This is a genomic window from Hydrogenophaga sp. Root209, from assembly GCF_001428625.1.
In the GTDB taxonomy this organism is placed as follows: Bacteria; Pseudomonadota; Gammaproteobacteria; order Burkholderiales; family Burkholderiaceae_C; genus Hydrogenophaga.
In genome coordinates this window covers 122,724-140,310 of the sequence record NZ_LMIE01000006.1, presented here as the reverse complement: position 1 = coordinate 140,310, position 17,587 = coordinate 122,724, and the positions used below count along the sequence as shown (strand labels likewise).

At 66.1% G+C, this 17,587-nt stretch carries 18 protein-coding genes; 10 read left to right on the top strand and 8 right to left on the bottom strand.

Translation table 11 applies throughout. The features are described 5' to 3' along the window. Positions 1-3: 3 nt before the first annotated feature. The 5 genes from cheD to ASE11_RS07190 form a co-directional block, all read right to left on the bottom strand. Entirely contained in the window at positions 4-633 is a 630-nt protein-coding gene (gene cheD / locus ASE11_RS07210; RefSeq protein ID WP_056268672.1) for a chemoreceptor glutamine deamidase CheD, read from the bottom strand. A gap of 95 nt (positions 634-728) precedes the next feature. Beyond that, positions 729-1,619 carry a CheR family methyltransferase gene (locus tag ASE11_RS07205; protein WP_056268671.1) on the bottom strand — a complete coding sequence of 297 codons (891 nt, stop codon included), beginning with the start codon at positions 1,617-1,619 and terminating at the stop codon, positions 729-731. A gap of 62 nt (positions 1,620-1,681) precedes the next feature. Beyond that, the gene (locus ASE11_RS07200) at positions 1,682-3,814 is read right to left on the bottom strand and encodes a chemotaxis protein CheA (protein WP_156406258.1); all 2,133 of its coding nucleotides are present in this window, start codon (positions 3,812-3,814) and stop codon (positions 1,682-1,684) included. A gap of 36 nt (positions 3,815-3,850) precedes the next feature. Beyond that, positions 3,851-4,213 (bottom strand): response regulator, encoded by a 363-nt coding sequence (locus ASE11_RS07195; protein WP_056268669.1) that lies wholly within the window; start codon positions 4,211-4,213, stop codon positions 3,851-3,853. A gap of 68 nt (positions 4,214-4,281) precedes the next feature. Then, positions 4,282-4,725 (bottom strand): hypothetical protein, encoded by a 444-nt coding sequence (locus ASE11_RS07190; RefSeq protein ID WP_056268667.1) that lies wholly within the window; start codon positions 4,723-4,725, stop codon positions 4,282-4,284. A gap of 176 nt (positions 4,726-4,901) precedes the next feature. Here ASE11_RS07190 and ASE11_RS07185 point away from each other — a divergent pair, with 176 nt between their 5' ends. The 4 genes from ASE11_RS07185 (at position 4,902) to ASE11_RS07170 (ending at position 9,409) form a co-directional block, all read left to right on the top strand. After that, positions 4,902-6,041, top strand: a complete 1,140-nt coding sequence (locus ASE11_RS07185; protein WP_056268665.1) for an ATP-binding protein — start codon at positions 4,902-4,904, stop codon at positions 6,039-6,041. Continuing rightward, positions 6,019-6,648 carry a response regulator transcription factor gene (locus ASE11_RS07180; protein WP_056268663.1) on the top strand — a complete coding sequence of 210 codons (630 nt, stop codon included), beginning with the start codon at positions 6,019-6,021 and terminating at the stop codon, positions 6,646-6,648. Before ASE11_RS07185 ends, ASE11_RS07180 begins: the two co-directional genes overlap by 23 nt. A gap of 202 nt (positions 6,649-6,850) precedes the next feature. Next, positions 6,851-7,663, top strand: coding sequence for a PEP-CTERM sorting domain-containing protein (locus tag ASE11_RS07175; RefSeq protein ID WP_162258030.1), 813 nt, complete (start codon positions 6,851-6,853; stop codon positions 7,661-7,663). Positions 7,664-7,828: 165 nt separating this feature from the next. Beyond that, the gene (locus ASE11_RS07170) at positions 7,829-9,409 is read left to right on the top strand and encodes an MFS transporter (protein ID WP_056268659.1); all 1,581 of its coding nucleotides are present in this window, start codon (positions 7,829-7,831) and stop codon (positions 9,407-9,409) included. Between the two features lie 37 nt (positions 9,410-9,446). On the opposite strand, the gene ASE11_RS07165 is transcribed toward ASE11_RS07170, so the two are convergent. Next, a complete protein-coding gene (locus tag ASE11_RS07165) occupies positions 9,447-9,824 on the bottom strand; it encodes a VOC family protein (RefSeq protein ID WP_056268798.1) in 378 nt (125 codons plus the stop codon). A gap of 183 nt (positions 9,825-10,007) precedes the next feature. On the opposite strand from ASE11_RS07165, the gene ASE11_RS07160 reads away from it, so the two are divergent. Continuing rightward, a complete protein-coding gene (locus ASE11_RS07160) occupies positions 10,008-10,442 on the top strand; it encodes a hypothetical protein (RefSeq protein ID WP_056268657.1) in 435 nt (144 codons plus the stop codon). Positions 10,443-10,449: 7 nt separating this feature from the next. Continuing rightward, positions 10,450-11,196, top strand: coding sequence for a sulfite exporter TauE/SafE family protein (locus tag ASE11_RS07155; RefSeq protein ID WP_056268655.1), 747 nt, complete (start codon positions 10,450-10,452; stop codon positions 11,194-11,196). Between the two features lie 63 nt (positions 11,197-11,259). On the opposite strand, the gene ASE11_RS07150 is transcribed toward ASE11_RS07155, so the two are convergent. After that, a complete protein-coding gene (locus ASE11_RS07150) occupies positions 11,260-12,159 on the bottom strand; it encodes a LysR substrate-binding domain-containing protein (RefSeq protein WP_056268796.1) in 900 nt (299 codons plus the stop codon). Between the two features lie 104 nt (positions 12,160-12,263). On the opposite strand from ASE11_RS07150, the gene ASE11_RS07145 reads away from it, so the two are divergent. Beyond that, positions 12,264-13,430: a mandelate racemase/muconate lactonizing enzyme family protein gene (locus ASE11_RS07145; RefSeq protein WP_056268653.1), complete on the top strand. Its 1,167-nt coding sequence runs from the start codon at positions 12,264-12,266 to the stop codon at positions 13,428-13,430. Between the two features lie 37 nt (positions 13,431-13,467). Then, positions 13,468-14,445: a tripartite tricarboxylate transporter substrate-binding protein gene (locus ASE11_RS07140; RefSeq protein WP_056268651.1), complete on the top strand. Its 978-nt coding sequence runs from the start codon at positions 13,468-13,470 to the stop codon at positions 14,443-14,445. A gap of 39 nt (positions 14,446-14,484) precedes the next feature. Here the strand turns inward: ASE11_RS07140 and ASE11_RS07135 are convergent, their stop codons facing one another. After that, positions 14,485-15,720, bottom strand: a complete 1,236-nt coding sequence (locus ASE11_RS07135) for an MFS transporter (RefSeq protein ID WP_056268649.1) — start codon at positions 15,718-15,720, stop codon at positions 14,485-14,487. Between the two features lie 96 nt (positions 15,721-15,816). Here ASE11_RS07135 and ASE11_RS07130 point away from each other — a divergent pair, with 96 nt between their 5' ends. Then, complete coding sequence (locus ASE11_RS07130; RefSeq protein WP_056268647.1) at positions 15,817-16,812, top strand: LysR family transcriptional regulator; 996 nt, start codon at positions 15,817-15,819, stop codon at positions 16,810-16,812. Positions 16,813-16,962: 150 nt separating this feature from the next. Beyond that, positions 16,963-17,565, top strand: coding sequence for a c-type cytochrome (locus ASE11_RS25240; protein WP_162258029.1), 603 nt, complete (start codon positions 16,963-16,965; stop codon positions 17,563-17,565). Positions 17,566-17,587: the final 22 nt, after the last annotated feature.

Sequence of the window (17,587 nt, the reverse complement as noted above, 5' to 3'; positions counted from 1 at the left end):
CCCTTAGAACAGATCGACGGAGCCGCCGGCCGCGGCCTTGGCGACGACCGAGGCGCTGCTCTTGCGTTCCTGGGTTTCCAGTGTTTCGGGGTGCGAATGGGCCAGGCGCTTGACCATGGCCTTGCCGGTGGCCGGGAAGTAGCAGACCTTGCGCGGGTGGATGTCGAGCACATCCTTGGAGATCACCGCGATGCGCTCGGTGTGCAGGTAGTCCAGCACGAACTGCGTGTTGCGCTCGCCCACGTTCATGGTGGTGAAGGTGTGCATCACCTGGCCGCCACCAAACACCTTGGCCTGCATGGTCTCGCGTCGCGCGCCGAGCTTCATCATTTCGTTGATCAGCAGTTCCATCGCAAACGAGCCATAGCGCCCGCCCGCCTCATTGCCGCCGTCGGGCAGCATGAAGTGGTTCATGCCGCCGACACGCGCGCGTGGGTCGTAGATGCAGGCGGCGATGCAGGAACCCAGCACCGTCATCACCATCATGTCGTCGGCGGTGACGAAGTACTCGCCGGGCAGCACCTTCACCGAATCCTGTTGGAAGTGGTGGTCGTGATAGAAAAAACTCGCCTCGCCCGGCTTGCTCTTGCGCGCCTTGAGCTGGTTGAGTGTGGAGATGGGGGCGGCGATCATGTCAGCGCCGCCCGGCCGCCCGAAGGCGCTGAACCACCCCCTCAGGGGGCAGCGATACGTGAAACGATGAGCGTGGGGGAGTCATGGTTTTGCCTTCAAAGGCGTTCATAGACCGTCTTTCCGCGCAGCGTGAACAGATGGCGGGCGTCGCTGAAGTTCTCGGCGTGACCCACGAACAGCATGCCTCCCGGCTTCATCACGCGGTGGATGCGCTCGAGCACCTGGCGCTGCGTGGCGGCATCGAAATAGATCATCACGTTGCGGCAGAACACCACGTCGAAGGGTTCACGAAACGGCAGATCGTGGATCAGGTTCACGGCCTGGAACGTCATGTTCTTCTGCAGTTCGGGCTTCACGCGCATGAAGCCTTCGTTGCTGCCCTTCCCTCGCATGAAGAAGCGTTGCATGCGCTCCGGGCTCAGGCCCTTGGTGCCATCGGCTTTGTACACGCCGCGCTGCGCGGTGGCCAGCACCTTGGTGTCGATGTCGCTGTTGACGATCTCGAACGAGCCGCCGGCGCCCAGGTCCTCGGAGGCGGTCATGGCGATCGAGTAGGGCTCTTCGCCGGTGGAGGCCGCCGAACACCAGATGCGCCAGTTCTGCGAGCGCTTGGCGGCAAACATCTGCGCCAGGATCTCGAAGTGGTGTTGCTCGCGGAAGAACGCCGTGAGGTTGGTGGTCAGTGCGTTGATGAATTCCTGCCACTCCGCACCGTCGTGGTGTTCGAGCCAGTCGAGGTAGGTCTTGAAGCTGTCGTGACCGGTTTCGCGCAGGCGGCGCGAGACGCGGCTGTAGACCATGGCGTGCTTGCCGTCGTGCAGGCTGATGCCGGCCTTCTTGTAGATCAGCGCCTTGATGCGCGAGAAGTCGGCGTCGGACCAGACAAACTCACGGCCCTCGGCCAGCGGTCCGTCTTCGGACGCCGCCGCGCGTGGCGGAGGCACCGGACGTGCGGCGCGTTGAGGGGAAGGGGTCTGCTGCAGCATCGGGTGTCCTGACCGGTTGGGGACTGCGCGCGCCAGGCGCGCGGGGTGTTCTTCGAAGGGAGTCAGTGCCGCGAGCGGCGCACCAGGCTCGATGTGTCCAGGATCAGCGCGACCTTGCCGTCGCCCAGGATGGTGGCGCCCGAGACGTTGGGCACGCGCCGGTAGTTCGACTCCAGGTTCTTGATCACCACCTGTTGCTGGCCTAGCAGCTCGTCGACCATGAGAGCCACGCGCTGGCCGTCGGCTTCGACCACGACCATGATCGGGCTGGCACCGCTGTGCTCGAAGCGAGGCACCTGGAACACACGCTCCAGCTCGATCACCGGCATGTATTCGTCGCGCACCTTGACCACCTGCGCGCCTTGCGCCAGGGTGTTGATGTCGTTGGGCTTGATCTGGAACGACTCGATCACGCTGGACAGCGGCAGGATGTAGACCTCGTCGCTCACGCGCACCGACATGCCGTCCATGATGGCCAGGGTGAGCGGCAGGCGCACCGAGACGCGCATGCCGTAGCCTTCGGCCGAATCGATTTCCACCGTGCCGTTGAGCGCGGTGATGTTCTTCTTGACCACGTCCATGCCCACGCCACGGCCGGACACGTCGGTCACTTCGTCGGCGGTGGAGAAGCCGGGCGCAAAGATCAGGTTCCACACCTCGGTGTCGGTCATCGAGTCGGGTGCGTCGATGCCCTTCTCGCGCGCCTTGGTCAGCAGCTTCTCGCGCGAGAGGCCCTTGCCGTCGTCGCGCACCTCGATCAGGATCGAGCCGCCTTCGTGCGTGGCCGACAGCGTGATCGTGCCGTGCTCGGTCTTGCCCTTGGCGCGGCGGTCTTCCGGCATTTCAATGCCGTGGTCGCAGCTGTTGCGGATCAGGTGGGTCAGCGGGTCGGTGATCTTCTCCACCAGACCCTTGTCGAGTTCGGTCGATTCGCCCTGCGTGACCAGCTCGACCTTCTTGCCCAGCTTGCTGGCGAGGTCGCGCAGCATGCGCGGGAAGCGGTTGAACACCACCGACATCGGGATCATGCGGATCGACATCACCGCTTCCTGCAGGTCGCGGGTGTTGCGGTCGAGGTCGGCGAGACCCGCCAGCAACGGCTGGTTGGCGCCGTCGTCGAGCTCGCGGCTCTTTTGCGCCAGCATGGCCTGGGTGATGACGAGTTCGCCCACCAGGTTGATGAGCTGGTCCACCTTGCTGACCGAGACGCGCAGCGTGCTCGACTCCATCGCGGCCGGTGCGCTGGCGCGGGCTTCGACCTTCGGCGCGGCGGTGGCAGCGGGTCTGGCGCTGCTGTCGGGCGCGGTGATCGCCGCTTGTGCGGCGGCTGCCACGGCGTGGGCCGGCACACCCGGCGCGCCTTCGAAGAACCCGAAGTCCTGGCCGTCGGCCAGGACTGGTGCGGCGGACACCGAGGCGTCGTCGGCGGGGGCTGCGCAGTCAACGATGCGGATCTCTTCCTTGCTCACATGGAAGGTGAAGAGGTCCATCAGGTCGGCGTCGGACGAGGTGGTGGTGGCGCGGTAGACGCGCTTGTTGAACTGGTCGCAGGGCAGGGGCTCGATGGTGCCCAGGCCGGGGATGTCGCGGAAGAGTTCTGCCACACCGTCGGCCTGTGCCACGTTGTCCAGCGGGCCGATGTGGATTTCCAGTTCGCGGGTGGCCTTGACCACCGGCTTGTTGATCACGCGGGCCGGGGCGGGAGCGGGCGCTTCCACCACCACGGGTGCAGCCACCACCGGTGCCGGTGCGGCGTCGGTGCCCTCGGCATCCTCGCCGTTGGCCAGCGCATAGATGCGGGCCACGAGGCTGCTGGTGACGGGCGATTCGTTGCCTCGGCCCTGGTGGTGTCCGAGCTGCAGGCGCAGCGCATCGCTGGATTCGAGCAGCACGTCCACCATGGCGGCGGTCGGGTTGAGTTCGTGGCGGCGCAGCTTGTCCAGCAGCGACTCCATCTGGTGCGTGAGTTCGGCCACGTCGGCAAAGCCGAAGGTGGCGGCACCACCCTTGATGGAGTGGGCGCAGCGGAAGATCGCGTTGAGCTCTTCGTCGTCGGCTTTTTCCACATCCAGCGCGAGCAGCATCTGCTCCATCTGGTCAAGGTTTTCGCCTGCTTCTTCAAAGAAGATTTGATAGAACTGGCTCAGGTCAATGTCGTTGGCCAGACTCTGGCTTTCGTTCATCATTTCACCCATGTGGGGTCTCCTTGGCTGCTTGAGAGCGGCACGCGTTTATCGGATGACTTTTTGGATCACTTCGATCAACCGGCTGGGATCGAAGGGCTTGACCAACCAGCCCGTGGCGCCTGCACTGCGGCCGGCCTGCTTCATCTGGTCGCTGGACTCGGTGGTCAGGATCAGGATGGGCGTGGTCTTGAACTTGGGGTGTTCGCGCAGCTTGCGCGTGAGACTCAGTCCGTCCATGTTGGGCATGTTCTGGTCGGTGAGCACCAGATCGATGCTGTGGGTCTGGGCCTTCTCGAAGGCGTCCTGACCATCCACCGCTTCGACCACGTGGTAGCCCGCGCCGGTGAGGGTGAACGACACCATTTTTCTCATGGAAGCCGAGTCGTCTACGGCAAGAATGGATCGCATGGCTTACTCCGTGTTTCGGTCAAATATCGGCAGATACCGAAGGGTCTTGAATCGGGGATTCGGGAAAATCAGAACAGGTCGATGGAACCGGCATCCATCTCGCTTTGGGTCACCGGGCTGGGGCGCTCGGGCATGGGGTCCAGCCCCAGCGGTATCTCGCCCTCTTCGGGTTCCATGGCCTCTTCGGCCAGGCGCCAGGCGCAGCTTTGCAGCACCTTGCCGGTGTGCACGATCAACTGGGTGGCCATGTCGTGAAACTGCAGTTCGGTCACGGCCTGGTGCAGGCTGGTGCGGATGGGGCCCAGTTCGCCCTGGCGGTTTTCCGGCAGCGCGCCCAGGGCCTGGTTGGCCGTGCCGAAGCGCTCCATCAGATTGGAGGTGGCGTGGTCGAGCAGGCCTTCCAGGCGCTGCAGGTCGGTCACTGCCATGAGCAGCGAGTCCTGGAGATTGGCCACCAGGTTCACGGGCAGGGAGACGCACGGCGGGGGATGCTGCATCGTCAGGTGGTCCATGTGGTTGCTCGGTAGGGCGAACGGAATAGGGTGGGCAGTACAATTTTCAAGGTCTGTAGGAAGCTGTATCGGCAGATAACCGGCCAAATTCAGCACCATTTCCCGAGTTGTCCAGTCGCGGCCACCAGCCACCGGGCAACCCCGGCCGATCCCGACACCCCAACATTCCACCAGGCATGTCCAAGAACCTCGACAAACCACCGGTTCACATCCTGCATCTGGAAGATTCGCGCGTGGACCACGCGCTGGTGAAGTTCGCCCTGCAGCGCAGCAAGCTGCCCAGCGAGGTGGTGCTGGTCGACACGCTGGACGATTTCCGCCGCGAACTGTTGAGCGGGCGCTTCGACGTGGTGCTGGCCGACTACCACCTGCCCGGCTTCACCGGCATGGATGCCTGGGACGTGGTGCGCGAGATGCGGATCGAGATTCCTTTCGTCATCCTCTCCGGCGCCATCGGCGAGACGGCGGCGGTGGATGCGATGCACCGCGGTGTGAGCGACTATTTGCTCAAGGACAGCATGCACCGCCTCTCGCACGTGATCGAACGGGCCATCGAGGTGTCGGAGACGCGGCGCGAGCGCGCGCGCGCCGCCCAGGAACTGGCCGAATCGCGCCAGCGCCTGGCCGAACTGGCCGAGCACCTGCAGACCAGCATCGAACAGGAGCGCGCCAACATCGCGCGCGAGATCCACGACGACATCGGCGGCGCGCTGGCGGCCGTCAAGCTCGACCTGGCCTGGGTGGGCCGGCGCGAAACCGATGCCGACGTGCTCAAACACGTGGGCACGGCCATGGAAATGCTGCAGCACGCGCTGGGCGCGAGCCAGCGCATCATGATGAACCTGCGCCCACCCATCCTCGACCAGGGCCTGGTGGCCGCGGTGCAGTGGCTGGCCGGCGGCTTCGAGCGCCGCAGCGGCTTGCGGGTCACCATCCGCCGATCGTCCGACCAGATCGACGTGCCGCTGGACGTGCAACTCGTGGCCTACCGCACGGCGCAGGAAGCCCTCACCAACATCGCCAAGCACACCAAGGCCACCGCGGTCGAGATCGACCTGAGCGATGGCGAAGGTGTGCTGACGCTGGAAGTCTCCGACAACGGGCAGGGCATGAGCCCGGACGCCCTGCGCAAGACGAAGTCCTTCGGGCTGCTGGGCCTGCGCGAGCGCGCCGCCAAGGTGGACGGCTGGCTCGACGTGAGCACTTCGCCCAGGGGCACATCGGTCATCCTGTCGGTGCCCCTGACATCACCCCAAAACCCGGACAACGCGGTGAAAACCGCAGAGGAAGCCCATGATCAAGGTGATTTTGTGTGACGACCACGCGGTGGTGAGACGCGGCATCCGCGACACCATCTCGGAGGCCACCGACATCCAGGTGGTGGGCGAAGCCGGCAGCTACCCCGAGCTGCGCGAAGCCATGCGCAAGACCGAGTGCGATGTGCTCGTGCTCGACCTCAACATGCCCGGACGCGGCGGGCTGGAGGTGCTGGCGGCCTTGAAGGAAGAGGGCTCCACCGTGAAGACGCTGGTGGTCTCCATGTACCCGGAAGACCAGTACGCGATCCGCTGTCTGCGGGCGGGCGCGCGCGGCTACCTCAACAAGGCCGGCGAACCGGCCGAGTTGGTGGCCGCCATCCGCACCGTGATGCAGGGCCGCAAGTACGTGACCGCCGAGGTGGCGCAGATGCTGGTGGACAACCTGAACGCGCCCGAAAGCGAAGAGCTGCACGCCAGCCTGTCCGAGCGTGAATTGCAGACCCTGCAGAAGATCGCGTCGGGCAAGAAGCTCTCCGACATCGCCGAGGAACTCATGCTCAGCCCCAAGACCGTGAGCGTGTACCGCGCTCGCGTGCTGGAGAAGCTGCACCTGGCCAACAACGCCGAACTCACCGTCTACGCGATCCGCAACGGCATCGTTTGAACCCTCTTGGGCAGTCAGGGTTGGCAAGTGTCGAAAAATTTGACACTTGCCAAGCTTTTTTTGTGGCTTTGGATGGCCACAATTCACAACTGGTTGTTACATAGAAGAATTACGCTGCTGGCACGCAATGTGCGCTGTATCTCCCAAGTTGATCCAATCTGATTTCCAGAGCGGTTTCATATGGATTTATTGGGCACCTCAGATGAACACCTATTTGAAAATCGCTGCCGCCACAGCGTTGTCGATTGTCACGCTGTCGGTCGCAGCGCTGTCGGTCCCGTCCATCAAAGCTCATGCATTGAAGCTGATCGAGGAGGTCAGCGTCAAACTGGCCCATGTGGAACATGTCACGGTAAAAAGTGAAGGCGTTGTGGGCGCGCAGGTGGTGGGTGAAGTACTTCAAATTGGAAATGGCGATCTGAAGCCGGTGGAGCTCCCTTCCGCATCCGTCGAAAAGGGTGATGACGCATGGGCCGTGTTTGCCGGAGCGGTTGACGAAACAATGTCCAACAACCAGGCCTCCATGCGCGTTGGATCCGGCTCGACCCGAGGGAGTGGTGGCCTGTCCACTCCCAATGGTCTCGCTGTGGCTGGTCTGGCCCCCAATATCGCTCCGCGAACGGGCGGGGGAACCTCGGGCGGCCGGGGCGCCGGTCCAGCAAGCGCGGGTGCTCCGGGTTTGGAAGCGGGCGCTCCTGCTGACGACGTGCCCTCACTGTTGATCCCAGAGCAGATCCTTGACAACGGTGGCGAACCCGGCACCCCTACCGACATCGCCGCTCCTGGCAGCCCTGATACGGGTGTGCCCGGACACGATCCCAAGGATGAAATCTTCGACGACATCGCTCAACTTCCGCCTCAGCCCGGCATCGGCCCCGACACCCCGGACGCTGTCCTCCCGATTGCGCAGAACGTCAGTGCAATAGCACGAATTCCAGAGCCCGGCACGCTGGCCTTGTTGGGTGTTGCATTGCTCGGCGTGGGGACATTCCGTCGCCGGCGTGCCAATCCCTGAAGCGCTCGATTAATTGAAAAAGGCGGCTGCATGGCCGCCTTTTTTGTGTCTGAATGGTATTGGTCGCCTGCTATTAAAACCAATTTACAACTTGATTCACAAGGTTATTTTCTGATTGTTGGGGTGTAATGGCCGCGCGCCGGACCCACTGCGGAATAATGGCCCATGACCGCCCCCACCTCGATCTGGAGTCCCCTGCGCCAACCCGCCTTTCGCGGTCTCTGGATCTGCGGCGCGGTCTTCTTCATCGGCGCCGGCATGCAGACCATGGCGGCGGCCTGGCTCATGGTCGAGCTCACCGGTTCGTCGTTTCTGGCCGCTCTGGTGCAGACGGCGGTGTTCCTGCCCATGTTCCTGCTGGCCCTGCCCGCCGGTGTGCTGGCCGACACCACCGACCGCCGGCGCCTGATCTCGGGCGCGTTGATCGCGCAGGTGGCCGCCTGCACGCTGCTGGCCGCGCTGGTGCTGGCGGGCTGGGGTGGGCCAGGGTCGGTGCTGTTCCTGGTGTTCGTGTGCGGCTGCTGCACGGCGGTGCTCACACCGGCGTGGAACTCCTCGGTGGTCGACCCGGTGCCGCGCGAAGAGTGGCCGCAGGCCATCACCGCCATCGGCATCGCCTACAACGCGGCGCGCGCCATCGGCCCCACGCTGGCCGGCCTGCTGTTCGCGCGCCTGGGCGCGGGCTGGGTGTTCGTGGTCACGGTGTTCACCACGCTGGTCATGTGGGAGTCGATCCGACGCTGGCCGCCGCGCGCGCACCCGCCGTCGAGCCTGCCGCCGGAGCGCCTGTGGGGTGGAACGCTCAGTGGCCTGCGCTTTGCCTGGCACTCGCGCATCATCCTGGCGCAACTCGTGCGGGTGATGGCGTTCAGCGCGGCCGGCTCGGCGCTGTGGGCGCTGCTGCCGGTGATTGCGCAGCGCCAGCTCGGCACCGGTGCCGAAGGCTTTGGTCTGCTCATGGGGTGCCTGGGCACTGGCGCTGTGTGCTCGGGCCTGGTCATCGGCCGGCTGCGCGCTCGCTTCGCGCTGGACGCGATCGTTTCACTCAGTTGCGCGGTGTTTGCCGCGGTCATGCTGCTCGCCGCGTGGGTGCGTGTGCCTTCGGTGGTCTACGTCGCCATGGCCTTTGGCGGTGCGGCGTGGATGGCCACCATGTCGACTTTCAACACCGCCACCCAGGCCAGCGCGCCGCCCTGGGTGCGCTCGCGCGCCGTGGCGCTGCACATCGTCTCCGCGCTGGGGGCCTTTGCCATCGGCTCGGCCTTCTGGGGCGCGGTGTCCGACATCGCCGGGCTCACGGCCGCGCTGGTGGCCGCGGGCGTGGTGATGGCCGCAGGGCTGCTGCTGGTGCGCCCGTTTCCGCTGCGCATGGGTGCGCTGCACGAGGTGACGCAGGGCACGCCGTGGGACGAACTCTTCGTGGTGGACGAACCCAGCCCGTCGGCTGGTCCGGTGGCGGTCGAGGTGGGTTACCGCATCCGGCCGGGCGTTGATCAGGCCTTTCTCGACACCATCAGCCACATGAAGGATCCGCGCCGGCGCGACGGCGCGAGCTTCTGGCGCGTCTACCGCGACCTGGGCGAGCCTTCGCGGTACGTGGAGCGCTTCATCGTGGCCTCGTGGGCCGACTACCTGCACCAGCGCGCCCGCGCCACCGTGGCCGACCGCGCGCTGGAGACCGAGATCCGCGCCTTTCTCGCCGAGGGCGAGAGCGCGACCATGTCGCACTACATCGCGGAGCGTTGAGGGCCGCACCCGCCGGGCTTCAGGGCATCGTGTCCTCTCAGACGTCCTCGTGAAGGCACAGGTAGTTGCCCTCGGTGTCCTTGAACCAGGCGGCCTTCTCCGAGCCCAGGACGCACACGTGATCGATGGTCTTCAATCCGGGGAAGTCGTAGTCTTCGAAGGCGACGCCCGCGCGCTTGAGTTCCGCGATGCTGGCGGCGATGTCGGCGACCTTGAAACTGATCGCCGTGTGGTCGGCCTTGGTCCCCTCGGGCTTGGGGAACAGCGCCAGCGTGCTGCCGCCCACCTCGTAGACAAACTTGCCGTCGGGCTTGAAGCCGCCGGGTTGCAGGCCCAGCGAGCCCTCGTAGAAAGCGCGGGCGCGTGCCATGTCGATGACAGGCAGCATGGTCGTGACGGATGCGTGGGTCAGCATGTTCAGTCCTTTCGCCCAGCGCAGCCACAGCGGATGCCCGAAGTGGACGACCGGTTCAGCCGCCGGGTCTGCGAGCATAGGCCGAACGGTGGCGCCTGGCCAGTGCCGGCAGGGGTAAGAATGCGGGCATCGCTCAGCGCCTTGTTCACTCCTTGTTCAACGTCCCTTCTTGAAGGATCGCAGATGGACCGCCGAATTTTCCTGACCCCGTTCCTCCTGGCACTGGCCCTCACCCTGTCCGCCTGCGGCAAGGACGATCCGCAAGCCCAACTGGAGGCCGCCGTGCAGCAACTGCAGGACAACCTGGAAGCCAAGGAAACCGGCGCGGTGATCGACCAGCTGGATGCGGGCTTTCAGGCCCAGACCGGGTTCGACCGCGACTGGGCGCGCAAGACCATGACGCTCATGTTCCTGCGCTATGCCAGCGTCAAGGTGATCGCCCTCTCACGCAAGAGCAGCATCGACCCCACCGCGCCGCAATCCGGCCTCACGCAGGCGCAGGTGGTGGTCACGGGCGCGCAGGGGCTGATCCCGGAGCGGGCTGCACCCTACGAGGTGCGGCTGGAATGGCGCCGCATCTCGGGCGAATGGAAGCTTTCGCGCCTGACGTGGGAGTGAGTGCGGCATGACACCCGAGCTGTGGTTGCTGGTGGTGGGTGCGGCTGTGGCCGGCTTCGTGCAGGGCCTCTCGGGCTTTGCTTTCAGCATGGTGGCCATGTCGTTCTGGGTCTGGGGCATCGACCCGCGCGTGGCGGCGGTGCTGGCGGTGTTCGGCTCGCTCACCGGGCAGCTGGTGGCCGTGTTCACCACCCGACGCGGCTTTCGCTGGCCGGCGCTGTGGCCCTTTCTGGCCGGGGGCGCGGTGGGCGTGCCCATCGGCATCGCGGTGCTGCCGCACCTCAACGCCGATCTCTTCAAGCTGATCCTGGGCAGCGTGCTGGTGGTCTGGTGCCCGGCCATGCTGGTGTCGTCGCGCCTGCCGCGCATCTCGCGTGGTGGTCGTCTGGCCGACGGCGTGGCTGGCGCGGCGGGTGGCTTCATGGGTGGCATCGGCGGCTTCACCGGCGTGGTGCCCACGCTGTGGTGCACGCTGCGCGGCATGGAGAAGGACCGGCAGCGCGCCATCGTGCAGAACTTCAACCTCGCCGCCTTGTCGTTCACCATGCTGGGCTACGTGGCCACGGGCGCGGTCACGCGCGCGATGTGGCCGCTGTTGCCGGTGGTGGCGGTGGCGCTGCTGGTGCCGGTGCTGCTGGGCGCACGGCTGTATGTGGGCCTGAGCGAGGTCGCCTTCCGCAAGCTGGTGCTGTCGCTGCTGGCCCTCTCGGGCGTGGCCATGCTGGTGGCGGCGGTGCCGCGCTTGCTGGCCTGAGAGCTTGAGAGCAAATCGTTCATGCCCGCTCATCCCTCCCGATTCACTCTCAAGCTCTGAGCGTCACACCCCGGCCGCGGATTTCCAGAAGGCGTCCGCGGCGCGGCCAAGCAGTTCGCGGTTGCGGTAGAGGCGGATCTCCAGGGGCACGTTCCAGTCGCTGCCGGCGGCGGCCACCAGCCGGCCCTGGTCGAGGTCTTCCTGCACCAGGGTCTGGGGCAGCCAGGCCAGGCCGCGTGCATCGAGCACCATGGTCCTGAGCACGGAGGCCAGGTGGGCGGTGAAGACCACCTGCACGGGAAAGACCTCCAGTCGGCGGTCCAGCACGGCGCGTGTGATCCGGCCCAGACCCGACTCTTCGGTGTACTTCAGCACGGGCACCGCCGCGCTCCTGGAGCCGGCGAGTGGATGCTGCGGTTTTCCATGCCCATCTGGCGCCGACACGGCGATCAGCCGGTCTTCGCCGATGCGGGCGCTGCGATACGGCTCCGCGTCCAGCGCGCCCGGTGCATGGGCGTGTGCATGGGTCAGCACGAACTGCGCCTGGCCCTGCAACATCAGCGCCTCGCAGCGCTGCAGCACGTCGGACATCAGCTGCACCGGCCCCAGCGTTGTCTGCGACTCGAGGCCGCGCAACCAGCGCGGCAGGAAGGTGAACGACAGCGCGTGCGTGGACGCGATGCGCAGCGTCACCGAACTGGCCTCGGCGACCTGCCGGGCTTCACCCGGAACACGCTCGACCCGGTTGATCAACTCGTGCGCCACGCCGGCAAACCATTCACCGACCTCCGTCAGCCGCGCGGGCTGTGAGCTGCGATCGAACAGATCGGTGCCGACCCATTCTTCCAGCGCGCGGATGCGCCTGCTGAACGCGGGTTGCGAGCTGTGCCGGTCTTCCGCGGCGCGCGAGAAATTGCCGGTGGCCGCCAGCGCCACGAAGTCTTCGAGCCAGGTGAAATTCATGAGCGGTTCGTCCAGTGCATGGAAGCAGCGAAAAAGAACATTGGCCAGGCCAGCCAACGATGCCGACCATACGGGCTCTCAAAGCAAACCACCAGGAGCCCTCCTTGAAGATCGTTGAAATCCGTGAGAAGACCATCCCCATCAGTTCCCCCATCCGCAATGCCTACATCGACTTTAGCAAGATGACGCTGAGCCTCGTGGCCGTGGTCACCGACGTGATCCGCGACGGCAAGCCGGTGGTGGGCTACGGTTTCAACTCGAACGGCCGCTATGGCCAGGGCAAGCTGATGCGCGAGCGCTTCGTCCCGCGCGTGATGGAAGCCGACCCGGCGTCCCTGATCGACGAAAGCGGCAACAACCTCGATCCGCACAAGATCTGGAACACCATGTTCACCAACGAGAAGCCCGGTGGGCATGGCGAACGATCAGTGGCCATGGGCACCATCGACATGGCCGTGTGGGACGCCGTCGCGAAGATCGAGGGCAAGCCCCTGTTCCAGCTGCTCTCCGACCGCTACGGCGACGGCAAACCCAACCGCAAGATCTTTGTCTACGCGGCGGGCGGCTACTACTACCCCGGGCAGGACCACAACAAGCTCAAGGACGAGATGCGCAGCTACATCGACCGGGGCTACACGGTGGTGAAGAAGAAGATCGGCGGTGCCTCGCTCGACGAAGACCTGCGCCGCATCGATTCCATCATGGAGGTGCTTCAGGACGGCCAGAAACTCTGCGTCGACGCGAACGGCCGCTTCGACCTCGACACCTCGATCGCCTACGCCAAAGCGCTGTCGCAGTACGACCTGTTCTGGTACGAAGAAGCGGGCGACCCGCTCGACTACGAACTGCAGGCCACGCTGCGCAACTACTACAAGAACCCGATGGCCACGGGTGAGAACCTGTTCTCGATGCAGGACGCGCGCAACCTCATCCGCTACGGCGGCATGCGCCCGGACCGCGACTGGCTGCAGTTCGACTGCGCGCTCAGCTACGGCCTGGTCGAGTACCTCAAGACGCTGGACATGCTCAAGGAACACGGCTGGTCGGCCAGCCGCTGCATCCCGCACGGTGGCCACCAGATGTCGTTGAACATCGCGGCCGGCCTGGGCCTGGGCGGCAACGAGTCTTACCCGGATCTGTTCCAGCCCTTCGGCGGTTTCCCCGATGGCGTCAAGGTCGAAAACAGCTTCGTGACGCTGCCCGAACTGCCCGGTATTGGTTTCGAAGGCAAGGCGGACCTGTTCCGCGAAATGACCGCGCTCTCTGCCTGAGCGCACCACTGAACCACACCCACTGGAGGAGACACACATGAACATTCTTTGGCGCTCGGTCGCCGGCCTGGCCGTTCTCGGCTCATCCCACTTCGCATTCGCCGAGTTTCCGGACAAACCCATCACCCTCGTCGTTCCCTTCGTGGCCGGTGGACCGAGCGACAAGATCGCGCGGGACGTGGCGGAAGCGCTGCGCAAACCGCTCGGGCAGACCGTGGTGGTCGAGAACGCGGGCGGTGCGGGCGGGACGATCGGTTCCGCCAAGGTGGCGCGGGCCACGCCGGACGGCTACACCCTGCTGGTGCACCACATCGGCATGGCCACCGCGCTCGCGCTGTACCGCAAGCTCACCTACAAGGTGCCTGAAGACTTCGAAACGCTGGGCGTGGTCAATGAAGCGCCCTCGGTTCTGATCGGCAAGCCCGGTCTCGCGGCGAACAACTTCGCCGAATTGCGGCAGTGGATCGCCTCCAGCGGCGACAAGGTGAACCTGGCCAACGCGGGCGTCGGTTCCGCGTCCCACCTGTGTGGCTTGATGCTGCAGAGCGCGTTGAAGGCCAACATGACACCCGTGCCCTACAAGGGGACCGCACCCGCGATGACCGACATGCTCGGCGGGCAGGTGGACCTGATGTGCGAACAGGCGACCAACGCCGTGCCCCAGATCGAGGGCAAGAAGGTCAAGGTCTATGGCGTCACCAGTCTGCAGCGCCTGCAGCTGCCGGTGCTCAAGGACACGCCCACGCTGGCGGAGGCCGGTCTGCCTGGCTTCAACGTGCAGGTCTGGCACGGGCTCTACGCACCGAAGGGCACGCCACCGGCCGTGCTCGCCAGGCTCAACGCGGCGTTGAAGCTCGCGCTCACGGACCCCGATCTCATCAAGAAGCAGGAGGCCCTGGGGCTGACGGTGACCACCGGCGAGCGGCTGGAACCGGCCGGGCACCGGAAGTTTCTGGAGGCGGAAAAGGAGCGATGGTCCCAGGTGATCAAGGCCGCGGGCCAGTACGCGGACTGAGGTATGACGAATGCTGCATGGCGGCGAGGGGATCGCCCGTCAGTTGGGTTGCGTGGCACCGCCCACCGGCATCCACCTCACCACCAGCGCCAGCACGGCAGCCCCGCTCGCCAACGCACTCACCGCCATCCAGCCCCAGTGCGCAAACAGCGCGCTCGCCAGTGCTGCGCCCAACGCCATGCCGCTGAACATCGAGACGAACAGCACCGCGTTCAGGCGGCTGCGCGCGCCGGGGTCGATCCCGTAGATCAGGGTCTGGTGCGCGATCAGCGCGGACTGGAAGCCCAGGTCGAAGCCGAGCACGGTGGCGGCCAGCCACACCAGTTGCAGATCGTGCGGCAGCCAGGGGGTCAGTGCCATGGCCGCGAACGACACCGCCGCGATGCCACTGCCCAACAAGGTGATGGCGTGCGCACCATGGCGATCGGCCAGGCGGCCCATCAGCGGCGCGGCCAGCGCGCCGGCCGCACCCGCCAGACCGAAGGCGCCGGCGGCCGACGCGCCGAGATGGAACGGGGCGCCGTGCAGCCAGATGGCCAGCGTGGACCACACGGCGCTGAAGCCCACCGCGAGCAAGGCCTGCGCGGACACGGCGCGGCGCAGCGCGGTGTGTTGCCGCCACAGCGTCAGCAGCGAGCCCAGCAGCGCGCCGTAGCCGAGCTGGGTGGTGGGCTTGAAGTGCGGCAGGAACCGCCACAGGGCCGCGCCCAGCACGGTGGTGGCCAGCGCGGCGCCGAGGAAGGTGGCGCGCCAACCCAGGTGTTCGGCGGTGAAGCCGGCGACCACGCGCGAGAGCAGGATGCCCAGCAGCAGCCCGGTCATCACCGTGCCCACGACCTTGCCGCGCTCGGCCTCGGGTGCAAGCGTGGCGGCGGCCGGCACGATGTCCTGCGCGAGCGAGGCGGCCACGCCCATGGCCAGGCTGGCGGCGAGCAGCATCGCCACCGAGGGTGACATCGCCGCTGCCAGCAGGCTGGCGACGAGCAGCACCACCTTGATGAGGATGAGTGTGCGGCGGTCGTGGCGGTCCCCGAGCGGGGAGGTCAGCAGGATGCCGAGCGCGTAGCCCAGCAACGTCAGCGTGGGCACGAGGCCCAACGTCTGGGCGCTGGCACCGGTGTCCTCGCCGAGCACGCCCAGCATCGGCTGGCTGTAGTAGATCGAAGCCACGCCCAGGCCGGCGCCGGTGGCGAGCAGGAGGGTAAGGCCTGGAGACAACCCGGCGTCGGCGGCATGCGCCTTGTTGTCGGTATTCGCTGTGCGGATGAGTGACATGGTGGAAACCCTTGCTTTTGGAGTGGTTACGACTCTGACATGCCCTTTGGCCAAGCGGTAGACGGCGGATCGGCACTTCAGATATACGATGCACGCATGAAAAACGTCCAGCCACCACCCGCAACGTCTGCCGCCGGAGACCGGTTGGACCTGATGCAGACCTTCGTGCGCATCGTGGAGGCGGGCAGTCTGTCGGGCGCCGCGGCCCAGCTCAACACCACGCAACCCACCGTCAGCCGGCGGCTGCAGGCGCTGGAGCGCACGTTGGGCGTGCGCCTGTTGCAACGTTCCACCCGCGCCATGCGCCTGACGGAGGATGGCGAGCGTTGCTTCGAGCGCGCCAAGGTCCTGCTGGAGAACTGGGAGGCCTTCGAGGCCGAGTTGCGTGGTGTCGGCGATGAGCCCAAGGGCAGCCTGCGCGTGCTCGCGCCCCACGCCTTCGGGCAGGAGCAGTTCGTGCGGCCGCTGGCCGAGTTCCTGCACGCCCACCCGCTGATGAGCGTGGAGTGGCTGCTGCGCGACGACGTACACGACATGATTGGCGAGGGCATCGACTGCGCGCTGCAGGTCGGCGAGGTGCGCGATCCTGCGGTGGTGGCGATCAAGTTGGTGGACGTGCCGCGCATCGTGGTGGCCTCCCCGGCCGTGCTGCAGGGTGCGCCGGTGCCGCAGCATGCGCAGGCGCTCTCGGACCTGCCCTGGCTGGCGCTGCGCACCTACTACCGCAACGAGGTCTCGCTGACGCACGCTGCCACCGGTGAGATCCGGCAGTTCGCGATCCGTCCGAGGCTGAGTTCGGACAACCTGTACGTCTGTCGCAATGCGGCTCTCGCGGGCCTGGGCGCGGTGATTGTCTCGGCCTGGATGGTGGCGGACGACATCGCTGCGGGGCGGCTCTTGCGGCTGGCACCTGAATGGCAGGCGCCGTCGCTGCCGCTGTACCTCACCTATCCGTACGCACGCTTCTATCCGGCCCGGCTGCGCCGTTTCGTGGCGGCCATGCGGGAAGCCGCCCCTCTGGTCTTGCAGGGCGCGGCGGTGGCCATCATCCCCCTTGCGACATCCCCCGGCGCGGCCTGCGGTCGAGCTTGAAAACGGTGACGGTCTGCACCCGTTGCACGGCCTGCGTCTGAACGCAGCCGCCTCAGCGATGTGGCCAGATATCCTGCAGACATGGAGGTCTGCATCGCGTTGGACAACGCGAATCAGTATCCTTGCTGCTCCAGATCCGCCGGACCACGAATGCTGTGCTCGATCACTGACCGTTCCAGGCACGCAGCTGCGGCTGCTGCGCTGTCAGGCTGCCTCCTGGTCGCGCACGGAGCGATGGCCGGCGACGCTGCATCCGGCGCACGGCTCGCCGCGGCGCGCTGCGTCTCCTGCCACTCATCCACGGAAACGATCCACTCCACGCTTCCGTTGCTTGAAGGGCAGCCGAAGGCCGCTTTCATTGCGCAGTGGCGCGCCTTCCGCGAGCACAAGCGAACCGCCCCGGTGATGGTGAGCCTGGCGCAGGAGTTGAGCGAACAGGATGTCGACGACCTCGCCGAACACTATGCGGCGCTGCTGCCACCGCGCACAACGGAATCGTCCGGCAGCGATGCCGGCCGCGCGTTGGTCGATCGCCTGCGATGCGCCGACTGCCACGGGCCGGCGTTGCAGGGGACGAACGCCGGCGCAGCACGGCTCGGCGGGCAAAGGGCGCGTTACACGGCATGGTCGTTGCAGCTGATGCGAGGCGGCCGCCGGTCGCACGGAACGGCCGCGAAGCCGGATCCGCTCCTTGCCGATCTCAGCAATGCCGAGATCGAGTCGCTGGCCGCGCACCTGGCGTCGCTGCGCTGACCCGTCTGCGGATGTGCCGGTC